Source organism: Vibrio rubrogenes (genome assembly GCF_059641415.1).
Genome location: NZ_JCARSY010000014.1, coordinates 1 through 13,417, shown reverse-complemented (window position 1 = coordinate 13,417; position 13,417 = coordinate 1). Strand labels below are relative to the sequence as shown.

General features: G+C 42.9%; 12 protein-coding genes. 1 reads left to right on the top strand and 11 read right to left on the bottom strand.

What is annotated here, in order from left to right; genetic code table 11:
* Window positions 1-24: 24 nt before the first annotated feature.
* Window positions 25-1,323, bottom strand: a complete 1,299-nt coding sequence (locus AC55NX_RS11690) for a methyl-accepting chemotaxis protein (protein WP_496995901.1) — start codon at window positions 1,321-1,323, stop codon at window positions 25-27.
* 568 nt (window positions 1,324-1,891) lie between these two features.
* On the opposite strand from AC55NX_RS11690, the gene AC55NX_RS11685 reads away from it, so the two are divergent.
* Window positions 1,892-2,662, top strand: coding sequence for an EAL domain-containing protein (locus AC55NX_RS11685; protein ID WP_496995900.1), 771 nt, complete (start codon window positions 1,892-1,894; stop codon window positions 2,660-2,662).
* Between the two features lie 74 nt (window positions 2,663-2,736).
* Here AC55NX_RS11685 and AC55NX_RS11680 read toward each other — a convergent pair whose 3' ends face one another.
* The 10 genes from AC55NX_RS11680 to AC55NX_RS11635 form a co-directional block, all read right to left on the bottom strand.
* Window positions 2,737-3,177 (bottom strand): DUF3069 domain-containing protein, encoded by a 441-nt coding sequence (locus AC55NX_RS11680; protein WP_496995899.1) that lies wholly within the window; start codon window positions 3,175-3,177, stop codon window positions 2,737-2,739.
* A 421-nt stretch (window positions 3,178-3,598) separates the two neighbouring features.
* Window positions 3,599-4,072 carry a DUF8788 domain-containing protein gene (locus AC55NX_RS11675; RefSeq protein WP_496995898.1) on the bottom strand — a complete coding sequence of 158 codons (474 nt, stop codon included), beginning with the start codon at window positions 4,070-4,072 and terminating at the stop codon, window positions 3,599-3,601.
* A gap of 32 nt (window positions 4,073-4,104) precedes the next feature.
* Complete coding sequence (locus AC55NX_RS11670; protein WP_496995897.1) at window positions 4,105-4,521, bottom strand: DUF8788 domain-containing protein; 417 nt, start codon at window positions 4,519-4,521, stop codon at window positions 4,105-4,107.
* A 212-nt stretch (window positions 4,522-4,733) separates the two neighbouring features.
* Window positions 4,734-5,513 (bottom strand): helix-turn-helix transcriptional regulator, encoded by a 780-nt coding sequence (locus AC55NX_RS11665; protein WP_496995896.1) that lies wholly within the window; start codon window positions 5,511-5,513, stop codon window positions 4,734-4,736.
* A 292-nt stretch (window positions 5,514-5,805) separates the two neighbouring features.
* Window positions 5,806-6,798 (bottom strand): arabinan endo-1,5-alpha-L-arabinosidase, encoded by a 993-nt coding sequence (locus AC55NX_RS11660; protein WP_496995895.1) that lies wholly within the window; start codon window positions 6,796-6,798, stop codon window positions 5,806-5,808.
* A gap of 141 nt (window positions 6,799-6,939) precedes the next feature.
* The gene (locus AC55NX_RS11655; RefSeq protein WP_496995894.1) at window positions 6,940-8,478 is read right to left on the bottom strand and encodes a GNAT family N-acetyltransferase; all 1,539 of its coding nucleotides are present in this window, start codon (window positions 8,476-8,478) and stop codon (window positions 6,940-6,942) included.
* A 694-nt stretch (window positions 8,479-9,172) separates the two neighbouring features.
* Entirely contained in the window at window positions 9,173-10,558 is a 1,386-nt protein-coding gene (gene dbpA, locus AC55NX_RS11650; RefSeq protein ID WP_496995893.1) for an ATP-dependent RNA helicase DbpA, read from the bottom strand.
* Window positions 10,559-10,648: 90 nt separating this feature from the next.
* Window positions 10,649-11,839, bottom strand: coding sequence for a DEAD/DEAH box helicase (locus AC55NX_RS11645; protein ID WP_496995892.1), 1,191 nt, complete (start codon window positions 11,837-11,839; stop codon window positions 10,649-10,651).
* A gap of 147 nt (window positions 11,840-11,986) precedes the next feature.
* Entirely contained in the window at window positions 11,987-12,658 is a 672-nt protein-coding gene (locus tag AC55NX_RS11640) for a hypothetical protein (RefSeq protein ID WP_496995891.1), read from the bottom strand.
* Between the two features lie 52 nt (window positions 12,659-12,710).
* Entirely contained in the window at window positions 12,711-12,980 is a 270-nt protein-coding gene (locus AC55NX_RS11635; RefSeq protein ID WP_496995890.1) for a hypothetical protein, read from the bottom strand.
* Window positions 12,981-13,417 lie beyond the last annotated feature (437 nt).

The following is a 13,417-nucleotide window of genomic DNA, read 5'->3' as shown; positions in this document are numbered from 1 at the left end:
GGAGTGTTTGGCGGTATTGCAGGTTTAAAGCTTTTCGTTTAACTCACTGACAGAGCGGGAAATATTCTCTGCACCCAGATAGATTTCATCTATCACGGTTGCCACCTGAGATATTTTATCCATACCTTCACCGGCGATATGATTCACTTCAGACATAGCTGAAGCAGCCGAAAGCATCAGTTGATGGGTCTCACTGACAACTTTGGCAATTTCTTCCGTGGACTGAGCCGTCCGAGACGCGAGTTTGCGGACTTCATCGGCAACCACGGCAAATCCACGCCCCTGTTCACCGGCACGAGCAGCCTCAATTGCAGCATTCAGTGCCAAAAGGTTGGTCTGTTCGGCAATGCCTCGGATGGTATCGACAATTTCTTCAATACTTTTAGATTTATCATTCAGTGATTGAATTTTTTCTGAGGTTTCCTGTACCTGGCTGGTAATTTTCTTAGAGACTTCGACGGCTTCATCCAGTTGATCTGCGCCTTGTCTGGCGATTTGAGATGTCTCCACGGCTGTACTGAAGGCTAGATCAGTGGACTCGGCAATCGCAATATTCCGTTTTTCTTGCTGGGTAATATCAGATGCAAACTTAATGACTTTCGTCACTTTACCATTGACATCAATAATTGGGTTGTAAGTTGCCTCCAGCCAGATATGTTCTCCATGACTTGAAATCCGGAGAAATTTACCGGATTTAAACTGACCTTGCCCCAGTTCTTGCCAGAAATTCGGATTATTGCGGATAAAAGCCTCATCACAGAACATTCGGTGATGTTTGCCTTTCAGTTGCTCTTGGGAATATCCCATCGTTTGCATAAAATTCTTATTCGCGCTGATAATATGTCCGTCAGGCTCAAACTCAATAATTGCCAACGAGCGGTTCAAAGCGTCCAAAATACTTTCTCTTGTCTGGCTCAGTTCATATTTATCCGTGACATCATTGGCGATTTTCATGATCCGGACCACTTTATTGTCAATAGTGATCGGAAAGTAGGTTGCCTCTAGCCAGATATTCTGCCCACTTTTACTCTTTCGTCTGAATGTGCCGTGTTGTGACTTGCCGGCAGCCAGATTTCTCCAGAACTGAGTATATTCTTGGCTGCGACTATAATCATCGAAGCAGAGCATAGAATGATGTTTGCCAAGGACTTCTTCTCGTTTGTAGCCTAACGTATTCAAAAAAATGTCATTGATATTTATCAGCTTGCCATCAATATCAAATTCAACTACAGCAACATGTTTTTCAATTGATGTTGTCGTACCTTGCAATGTATGTAATTGTTGTTGTGTTTTTTGTAAATCAGATTTTAGCTGTCGGCTCATGAACATGAGAAAAATCCTTAATAATCATGGATTAAAAAATGTAGCAAAGAGATCAGTTACGCAATATGGTCACTGACATGGAATAATTATAGAAGATTATGAGTGGAAGTATGATCATAAATGAAAATTATATATTCAATATAAAATGACTATGACTTTATTACACTAAAGTCATATATCACCTAAATGCAAACCGTTGCAAAGGATTAAATGGGCGATAAGACCATTGCATCGAAAGGTGCTTGGAATCGTTACTTTTTGAATAATATCAGAAATATAAATTAGTTGTTAGCATCCGATTTGATCATCCTTTATATTTGGGTTCTAGAGACTCATAATTAATTTATCGCAAATTGATAATTGATATGCTACTTCGTCAATATACTGACGATTCAGTAACATTCAAATCACATTCTCATGAAACAGTTAATCCGATTGATCATAAAATATATGCATATGTCATGCTTATCAGATAGTTAATTATTCCGGATGAACAAAGAGACTTGTGTAAGCGATAAGAGCAGGTTAGGGTTAATGTGAGAATATTTTTTGACGCAGGCGATAATTGATGAAAACAAAGTCCTCAGAACATCTGCTGCACTGCTGTTCATCTCATCGTGAAGAACGCATGGGACACTTTTTAACGGCATTTCAACCGATAGTAGATTGTCAGGAAAATGTAATAGTTGGCTATGAAGCACTGGTTCGGGGCCAAAATGATGAAGATGCAGATACAGTCATTGCTTCGGTAAAAAAAGACAGCCGTTACGCATTTGACCAAATGTGTCGGGTTAGGGCGATAGAAAATGCGTCACGTCTTGGCTTGGATTTACTCTTGAGCATTAATTTTCTACCGAATGCTATCTTGCATCCTGAGCAGTGTTTACAAGCGACGCTGGAAGTTGCGGAGCGATTTAAATTTCCGACCGAGAATATCATTTTTGAGTTTACTGAAGTTGAGGCGATAGAAGATATTGCCGGGATGCTTGAAATTATCCGAACCTATCAGAATTTAGGTTTTAAAACGGCGATTGATGATTTTGGTTCCGGATACTCGGGGTTGGGGTTGCTTGCTGATCTGCAAACAGACATCGTCAAGCTGGATATGTCTTTGATTCGGTATATCCATCAAGATCCGGTTCGTCAGTGTATTTTGAAGCACTCGCTGAATATGATGAATGAACTGAACATTGATGTGATAGCGGAAGGGATTGAATCGAAAGAAGAAATGCTCTGGTTAAAGCGGGCAGGAATCCGATTTATGCAAGGTTTTTATTTTGCAGAACCAGAAATCAACCGACTACCGTTAGTTGATTCTCAGGTTTTTGTTTGTGAATAAAAGCTCGATCAGCGGCGGCAGGGCAACATTGTGAGATGGCCTGCCGTTTGACTGAAGTCGGTTAAATCGACGGTTTAATTCGATTGGAATACTTCGATAAATTCACGCTTGAGAATTGGATCCCGACGCGCTTTTTTCAGTTGTTTGACCATATCTTTCACACATTGGAACAACACTTGATCCAGCATTTGTGCCCGATAATCTTCTTTGGCTTGGTCATCCATCGAGGCCGGTAAGTCCATCCCCGCAATTCCTTCCATCGTTTCAATGCCGGCAAAAGCCTGACTTACAGATATCAGTGCATGAAACTGTTCAAAATTATCTAAAATATTCTGCGCACTAGCGGGCAGACTATTCCATGCCTCTCTAACGGCTTCTTCCGATACTTCATGGATCGAAGCGATCATAGTAAACATTTCCTGAGGAACATCATCAAATAAAATGACCTGACGCAGTTCAGGAGAGAGTTCATCAAGCTGAACCTGAGGTTCTTGAGATTGTGTCGTATCAGACATAAAAGGCACTCATCGGGTTAAAACACCCATGCTAAAAGGAAGTTTTTTCTTGTCAATTCATTCTGTATGCAGAATGAGACAGTTGTCAGTATTCTGAGCAGATTGGAGAGGTTAGTGCCTTATTTTTGGACAGATATTTTTATAAGGACAGACACTTCTATTTTTGTAAGGACAGACGTTTTGTAAGACAGACGTTTCAAGCAAAGTGACAATTAATGGATGTGAAGGTGGGCGGTTTAAAATACAAGACCTGTATTGGCAATAAATTTGAGCCTTACAGGGACAGACACTTTAAGTGTTTAAGTGTTTAAGTGTTTAAGTGTTTAAGTGTTGGAACTTAAGCCTTGATCTCGCCATTATAAACCGTGAGAAAATCAACAGGTTCAGATCAGACATTGCCTGACCTGAACCTGTATGATGGTTAAGCTTTACAGACGAGGAACGGGTCCCACCAGTAGTATTTTTTCGGTGCACCACCGACTGAGATGCCCAATTTAATTTGATAGGTACACTCTCCCTGAGTCATCGCGGTACCGATCCATTGGTATGATGAAGTGTCGGGTTGTTTGGTTGGAAAGCCCCACGTACCGAAGATGTCTGTCCCATTGGAAATTTCAAAGCCTTCGATTTCAACCGTGTCTCCCTGTGCGCCTTCCTGATCAATAGGGAAAGTATTGAATGCGATACCGAACCCGGCTGTCACAATAGATGTCAGTTCTAAGCCACCTTCACCACTACTGCCGCCTACAACATTGTTATCCATCATGTATACCCCCGTTCCTGCATAGGTTCCCGAGGTCTGGCTGTATAAATAGACCGTATCGACAGCCACATTAATCACACGGGCAGGGATGACCGCTGATACAAGAAAGGGGTGGTTTAATTTTCTAGCCATAATAATTCTCCTGAGTCGTTCAGATAGACGGTCTAGGCTGTCACTGGAATAATGGTGATTGGTAATTTCACAGTTGTGGATTGTGAACCGTTGTTATAGCTAAAGTCGACTTCGGAATTAACATTACCCGAGACGGTACCTTCTTCCAGTTGACCGGTAAATACATTGGGTTTCCCTGCAACTGGTTTAGGCGGTTCTGCCCAGCCATGTTCAACACCGACACCTGTGATGGTGAAATCACCGCTATATTGTGGGTCGATCGGTACGACAGACCAGCAGACATTACTGCCGGTGATAACTTTTGTCGTGAGGTGTGCTGTTCCTTCACCGGAGGAATCCTGACTTCTATTGGAAACTGCATAGCATCCTCGGGTTGAGTTCTGTTGTAAGCCGTTGACGTCAACCCAGACTTGAACAAACACAGTACATTGATTTGGTGCGATTGCCATATGTAACTTCTCCTTTTCCTGAAGGCGAACTTGCGATCATTCTTGCTTTACTGGCGACAGTAGACTGATTACACAATGGATACGGAGTTTACACAGCATTTTAGTGTTGCAGTGCTATCAGTTTCATTGCGTTTGCTGTCTCATTGAGTGTAGTGAAGGGGGGAACACGCTGGTATCATCATAATTGATGATTTTTCGGGGAAAATGATTAATTACGTTATATCTGGTGATGTATAAATGAGTTGCTGTAATTTATGGCGATTACAAACCTCGGTTTTCTGGAATATGTGCTTAATGTGGGTACGTACAGTCGTGGATGAAATATGCAATTGGGATGAAATATACTCGTCTGTTTCACCTGCAAGAACCAGTCGGGCAACATGGAGTTCTCGTGGTGTCAGTTTGTAATGATATTTCAAATGGTGACACTGTTCATCAAGCATGAGCCCCATCGGAATACCCGTCGGCTTTTGATAACGGCGCATGTTTAACAGTGCCTGTTTGAGGTGAGGAATAAGTATATTGAGCATCATGCAGGAGGCGGCATCAAAATCGGTTTTTCCTTTTTTACGCCAGATACGAAAATCACCAATGTGTTCATCAAAATTGTACAGGTGGATATTTATTCCGCGAAACAGACCATCGACCAATAGAAAATCGTTAAAAAATTCGGTTTTTATCAAATCCTTATGAGGTAGAATTTCACTGACAGCAGTTGCTTCTTTTCTCTTAGCCAGAAGGGAAGTGATAGGATCTTTAAATTGGTAATAGTGAATGTAGCGGTCAATATTGTGATCACTCATATTCACATAAACCCCTTGACCATAGCTTTGTCTGTCGGGCTGCCAGCAAAACGATGCGAGATAGTCAGCACTCAGTAAATCCATCAACGGTTCAGCAATATCGGCACGCATCTCCCGCTCATTATCATGCTCATTTATTTGCTTAATTATTTTGAGTATCTTTTGATAATGTTTAGCTGTGATATTCATATCATCACCATGATCTTACGAGATGTCAGCGAATCTCTGGATATATCTGAGTGACTCAAACATCAAACTTCTGAGCGTGCGCTTGGTTCCTGATATTTGAGTTATTATTCATTAATTGATTAATTAAGAGTAATTGATTACATGAATACATCAAGAGTGATGCGTGTTTAATTTCATATATTGATGAATGGTTTGTTGTCAGGTACAGGTATCTAGTTCATTTGTATCGGGGAATTGATAAAAGTGGGGACAGGCGAAGATTTCTGTCCCATATTGCTGTGCCGGAGCGGGATTATTCAATCAGTTCGGTTGTATTGGTATTGAGATCGTCAGGATTGACGACGGGCCAGCCGTTTTCCCAGTTAACTTTTAGAATACGCAGTTTTTGGATGCTGTTATCTGCTGTTTCATAGGCGTGGAATGCCATGTAATCCTGATGATCAAAGCTATAGATCGAATTATGGCCAAGCGCTGCCCAGTCTTGATTACCTTCAAGAACAAGAGAGCCACCCCCGTTTAACATGGAGACACCATGTTTATCGTAATAGGGCCCTTGCACATTCTGACTTCGTCCGACCATTATTTTATAAGTGCTGTTCACCCCGCGGCAGCAAAAATCGAATGAGGCGAACAAATAGTAGTAGCCATCCTTTTTAAAGATAAAGGGTGCTTCAACCGGGTTATCGGTGACGCCGGGACGGGAAGCGATATCAAACCACGTTTGTGGCTGAGCGAGGGTTTTCATATCCGGATTGAGTTTAACCAGTTTCAGGCCACTCCAGAATGAGCCAAAACTCATCCAAGTATTGCCGTTGTCATCTTCGATAATGGCAGGGTCAATTGCATTCCAGTTATCGCGTTCCGGAACTGATTGGATAACGATCCCCTGATCCTGCCAGTGATAATCCGGTGAATCCGGGTTGAGAGTGTTGTTCACGGTAACACCTATGGCGGATGTGTTCTTGCCGAATGCTGATACCGAGTAGTAAAGGTAGAACTTGCCATTTTTCTTGTAGATTTCTGGTGCCCAGAGATGACCATTAAATTCCGGGGCGACCGATTTTGCCCATACTGGCTCGCCACTGAATACTCGGTCAGCATATTTCCAGTGAACTTTGTCTGTGGATGAGTATATGGTGATGCCTGGCCCAGTACTGAATACATAGTAGATCCCGTTTTCGCGTGCCATCACTGGGTCATGTACTTCGACTTGTGCAGCATATGTATTCGATACTATTCCCAAGCCAAGTAGTAGTAACATGGACGCCTGAATTATTTTTCTCATAGTGTTCCTTTTGCATGAGTCTGAGTCATTGGAACAATGGATACTATATGAATAATATTTTATATTTATTGAGGTCCATCTAGTTATAAGGACAGGCACTTTAAGCCGATAAAAAAGGAGGATTATCCTCCTTTCCTCTGACTATCTGCTTGATTTCGGTTGCGTAAATCCACCGTAAACATCGAGACGGCGGTGACGTAAGTTGGTCACAGAGCCTTCGGTATTCAGCTGTTTCAATTTATCTAGATCAACATCGGCAAAAATGATCATCTCTGTGTTCGGACTTGCTTCCGCGATCGTGGCATCGTGCGGGAAGAAAATATCGGATGGTGAAAATACCGCAGATTGTGCGTATTGAATATCCACATTATCTACGCGTGGCAAGTTACCGACGCTGCCGCCAATCGCGACATAACACTCATTTTCAATGGCTCTGGCTTGTGAACAGAGACGAACGCGCTGATAGCCATTTTTGGTGTCAGTCCAGAACGGCACAAACATAATTTGAACATCCTTTTCTGCCATCATTCGTCCAAGTTCCGGGAACTCACTATCGTAACAGATGAGAATGCCAACACGTCCTGCATCGGTTTCAAATACACCGATTTCGTTCCCGCCATCGATGACCCAGTCACGTTGTTCATGTGGTGTGATGTGAATCTTCAACTGCTCATCAATCATACCATCACGATGAAGCAGATAAGAGACATTGTACAACTTATCATCCCGTTCTTCGGGCATACTACCGGCGATAATATTGATGTTGTATGTGATAGCTAGCTCAGAAAAACGCTGTTTAATCGCCTCACTAAAGGATGCAAGGTAGCGAATCGCTTCGACGGAAGTTTGGTCTTGCTGAAGACCCATGAGCGGTGCATTGAAAAACTCAGGGAAGAGTGCAAAGTCAGCCTTATAGTTTGATAATGAGCGAATAAAGAACTCAGATTGCTCAAGTAAGTCTTCCAAACTTGTAACCTGACGCATCTGCCATTGTACAATGCCAATACGGACGAGGGTTTTATCGAGTTCATGGATTGACGATTGATCTTCTTCATAAAAGAAGTTATCCCACTCAAGCAGTGTCGCGTAGCCCTGAGATTTATCATCTTCCGGTAGATAGTGGCGCATAATTCGTTTGACATCAAAGTCATTGGCGAGCTGGAAGGAGAGGATCGGGTCATGAATGGTTTTACGTTTCACCTGCTCAATATATTCTGCGACTTTTAGTTCATCGGAGAGTTTGTGATATCCCGTAATCCTGCCACCTGCCAGAATTGCTTTAAGGTTTTCACTTTGACAAAGCTCTTTGCGCGCATGATATAAACGGCGACCTAAACGCATACCGCGATAGTCAGGATGAACGAAAACATCGAGACCATACATCGCATCGCCATGTGGGTTATGTTGAATGACATTGTTTTCGTCAACAATATCTGTGTAAACATGGGGCAGTGAGTAACGGTTGTAATCAACTTTGATCGTGAGTGCAGCGGCAACAATTTTTCCGTTGTCTTCAATACAGATCTGCCCATCTGGAAACTGACGAATCAGATCCATGATGGTCATTTTTGGCCATGCCCCACCTACATCAGGAAAGACGAGATCCATGAGTTCAGCAAGCTCATCGTAATCACTCTTTTCAATCACACGCAGTGTTAGTCGTGGGTTGGACGTTTTCATAAGTACCTCTGGATTCTTTTTATCTGACTATGTTCTGGGCTTGCCTAACGTAATTTTACGGTGGGAAGTTTGCGCTAGTATACCATAAGTAACCTAGTAAATTGGTAGGGTATTGGTTAGGCTTTTGTTATCAATTACTTTACTCATAAAGCGCCTGCTATGTCCAACAAAGTTATAAGGACAGACGCTGTAACATCTGTGCCACGTGTTTCAGTTCATCTTTGAACGGTTAAAAATGAATCAGAACATTGTTGTTGTCGGTGGGGTCATCCTTTATAAGGACAGATGTTATAAGGACAGACACATTATCGAAGTGATAAGAACATGTTCAATTGCTCAATTAAATATCAGCATTATTGAAACATTCGACTAGACTTATACCATTTCATATTTCACGATAACGCCAGAAAATTTATTTAATCATTCAGGAGCGATCATTATTTTTGACACTGTGTAGGAATATCCGGCAGCATTTAAAATTAGTTCTATTTTTATGTCGGGCCCGACGAATTGCCACTTTCGGGTGATATCAAATAACCCCCGGTGCGTGGCATTGTCACAATGGTCTCAAAAAATCTGTCATTGGGCATATATCAATAAAAATGATCCCGGTATCAATCCAATACCGGGATATTTGCATTAACATTATTTCAGAGAAAAATAAATTTATTGATATGAATCTATCAGATAAATATTACTTGATGATTCGAGCTCTGAAAGACCGTCCTTTAATTTTGCCACTCTCTAGCTTTTTCACCGCTTTTTTACCGACACTTTTGTGTACTGCCACATAAGCTCGCATATCGAATAGATTAATTTTTCCGACTTGTTTTCCTTCGATGCCTTGCTGACCGGTGAGGGCTCCGAGAATATCGCCGGCGCGGACTTTTTGTTTCTTGCCTCCGGAGATTTCAATGGTGACCATCTGGGGCTGAAATGGTGAGCGGTTGAGTACGTCGTCAGCCGGTAGCGCAACCGGATCAATCGGTGTGTTCATGTATTCGTCGATTTGAGCAACCCGAATACCTTCGTTGGCGCTGAATAAACTACATGCCATGCCTTTGCTGCCCGCTCTGCCGGTCCGGCCGATGCGGTGAACATGAACTTCTGGATCGCGTGACAGGCGGTAGTTAATCACCATATCGAGTTGGTCAACATCCAGACCTCGGGCGGCGACGTCAGTAGCGATGAGAATCGACACACTTTTATTGGCAAATTGGACTAACGATTGGTTTCGTTCCCGCTGTTCCAGATCGCCATGTAAATCGATAACACTGAAACCATCATGATAGAGGGCATCGGCTACTTCTTGCACCTCACGTTTGGTATTACAGAAAATAACTGTCGATTCCGGTTGATGAGCAAGGAGCAGTTTTTTCAGTGCCAGTAAGCGAGATTCATCACCACCGACTTGATAAAATGTCTGGTGAATGGAGGTATTATCATGGGTGGATTCGACTTTGATCCACTCCGGGGCCTGCATAATCCGCTGTGCAATCGACTGAATCTGTGCCGGAAACGTTGCACTGAACAGCAGTGTTTGTCGTTGAGACGGAACATGGTCAATAATGGCATCCAGCGCGTCTTGAAAGCCCATCTCCAGCATTCGGTCGGCTTCATCCAAGACTAACGTATTTAATTCTGATAAGTCGATACGACCTTTCTGCAAATGGTCAAGAATGCGTCCCGGTGTACCAACCAAAATATGCGCGCCGTGAGCGAGAGAACCGATTTGTGGTCCCATCGGCATGCCACCGCAGAGAGTTAACACTTTAATGTTGTGCACGGTTTTTGCCAGTGAACGGATCTCATTGGCAACTTGATCTGCCAGCTCGCGGGTTGGACACAGGACCAGGGACTGTACCCGAAAGCGTTTCACATTCAGATTATGTAATAAACCGAGGCCAAATGCTGCGGTTTTACCCGAGCCGGTTTTCCCCTGTCCGATAATATCTTTTCCCTGAAGCAGAAAAGGCAGACTTTGCGCTTGAATCGGAGTCATGTGTGTATAGCCAAGGGCATCAAGGCTCTGCAACAGTTCCGGAGATAAAGGCAGAGAAGAAAAAGGTAACTGGCTCACAAGGGCATTCCTCATATAAGTTGAAACTGGGTAACTGATGGTTAATGGTACGGTCTGTTGATACTTCAAGCCGCATATCAATTGAACTGTTTAAGGATGCGTGCGTTGATGCTTGGGCACATAGTTCAGAATAGAAATTGGGACCGGTTTTTTCGGTTCGAATCCGGCAACGTCTCTACGCTCGATTAAGTGACCGAGACGGCTTTCAATCATGCACAAATTTTTAAAATTGTCTTTAGAAACGAAAGAGATCGCTTCGCCGGATGCATTGGCTCTTCCGGTCCGGCCGATGCGGTGAACATATTCATCCGCAGGGAAAGGCAGATCGTAATTGATGACACGTGGTAGTGAATCAATATCGATGCCTCGGGCAGCCACACCCGTTGCCACCATATATTTGATTTGGCCGTTTTTAAAATCTTCCAGCAATTTGGCCCGGATGGCCTGACTACGACCGCTATGAAAGGCTTCGGCCTGAATGCCTCGTTTCTCCAGCTGGGCCACCAGTTTGGCGGCACCATGTTTGGTTTCAATAAAGATGAGTGCTTGATCCCATTGATTCTCTTGAATCAGATGAGCGAGCAGTGCTGACTTTTTGTCTTTATCAACGGTGATCAGCCACTGTTCAATATTGGATTTGGAAGCCTGATTCGCGGCAATGGTAATTTCGTGCGGATTGTGGACCGCTGTCTTTGCGAGATCACGAACTTTGCGGGATAACGTTGCAGAGAATAATAAGTGTTGAATATTCTCTGGCAGCCGATCAAGAATCTTATTCAGATCATCGATAAATCCCATATCCAGCATTCGGTCTGCTTCATCAAGGACTAAAACTTCTACTTCTTCGAAGTAAACCGCCCGTTGATGGTACAGATCAAGTAGTCTTCCCGGTGTTGCCACCAGTACATCAACGCCTTCAATCAGGTGTTGTTTCTGTGGTTTTTCATCAACGCCGCCATAAATTGCGAGAGATGTCAGGGGAAGATATCGGCCATATTGGGTGATTTTCTCCGCGACCTGCATTGCCAGCTCACGAGTGGGGACTAAGATTAAAGCCCGAATACGTTTTTTACGCTGAGTTTGTCCTTGAGCGAGTCTGTTCAATATCGGGAGGACAAATCCAGCTGTTTTACCGGTGCCGGTTTGTGCCGCAGCAATGAGATCATGTTCCTGTAGAATCACAGGTATGGCCTGACTCTGAATCGTCGTCGGTTGATGATAACCAAGCTCACTAACCGCTTGAAGCAGGGGTGTGCTGAGTCCGAGTTTCGCGAATGACATAGTGACCTCCGGTGATTTTGATGCGGCTGAATGAACAAAACGCGCGATTCTAGCACGAACTCGGTTTTGATGAGAGCTTTATCTATTCGGAGAGAAAGAAAGTTGCCGCTTTATGAATCAGTGCAAGCGGCATCCTTTTGTGACGTTTTAGATGGCAGAGGCACCGTATTCTAAAGAACATGTAAATTCTTGATGCTTTGCATACTTTGCGTTCTTTATATCGTCTTCGGGGAGACGTGTGTTTCTTAAATCGAAATTCAGTTCGCTTGTGACAATTGCAGTGCTATTCCCTCGATACGATTGAGAAACTAAATAGTATTTTACGAAATTAAGCTCGTAGGATGTGACTTTTTGTTTCAGTATTGTATAGGTGAAGGATTGATTGTTTGCACAATGAATACTGGTTTCATTGAGTTGCTCAACTTTGCTTCCCCAACGCTCTTCTGTCGCGCTTATGATGCGATTTAAGTTGTGCTCTTTGACTTGCAAAAACTGCTTGTCAGTGAGCGCTTGGTCATGTTTATAGCTTACCACTTCAGCAGAGTAAAAATGGCTATCGTAAGGCGTTTTAAATCCAACGAAAGTATCTTTTCGATCAGGGGTATTTTCAGAATGTTCTTTCACTTGCGTGTAGGTCCATTCTCCATGATCTTCTGTGACGGGAGCTGTAACAGTTAAGTCGCCTTGCGGTGAGGTATAGGTTAAGCCCTCCAGTTTTCCATGCACGATTTTGGGTGCAGGTAACAAGCCACCAATTGTTCCGCCGGAACATGCAGTAATCAGTGCGGACAATAAAATAATGCTTAATTTTTTATACATAACTTCCCTTACAGCTTGACATGTTAAAGGTGCCGACTGCAGTACAAAAACGTTAAGCGTTGTTCACCCCAACGCCAATTAAACGTGTTGTACGTGCTACATCTTCTAAAATGCTTTGTATAGTATTTTGTTCAATATGCCAACAAATTGTATTGACTTTTCTTGATATGCGAGTGCCACCTGAGCTGTTTTGATTTTGGCTTCCTCTTTCGTGCGTATATTCGTGCTCAGCGACCAGTGAGTCAACGATTGCCGATGGTGATGGTTCGGCAGATTCATTGTTTGGAAGGGAGACAGTTTGTAAGTGATCTTGATAAAACATCCATGGCCTAATTATATTTATTTATGGACAATGTTCGCGAGACATCTCGCCAGATGTACGGAATAAAATGGCGATAGTCGTCTGACTTATCAACTAAATATTATTAGTAAGCGACAAAAATGCGGAGAATGTCATGCACTTGCGGTCGGTTATTACATATGTTCTGAAATAGTCATATGCATTTATGATAGGCGAAAGTGTTCTATAGACCGTTTTATGTGAGTCATTGCTTATTTAGTCGGGGACTGACAAAGCATTGAGAATAGATCTTCGTCATAAAACAATGGTTTCATCAACTGGATTTTGTTTCATTATTCGAGTCGGAGTTTGTAACGTAAAGCCTGAAATATACGATAGACATAAATATAATTGTGCATGGAGAAAGTAGATCATTTAAGAGCGTTGTCAGTATTTTCAGTGTCGGGGAAAGTGTTCCG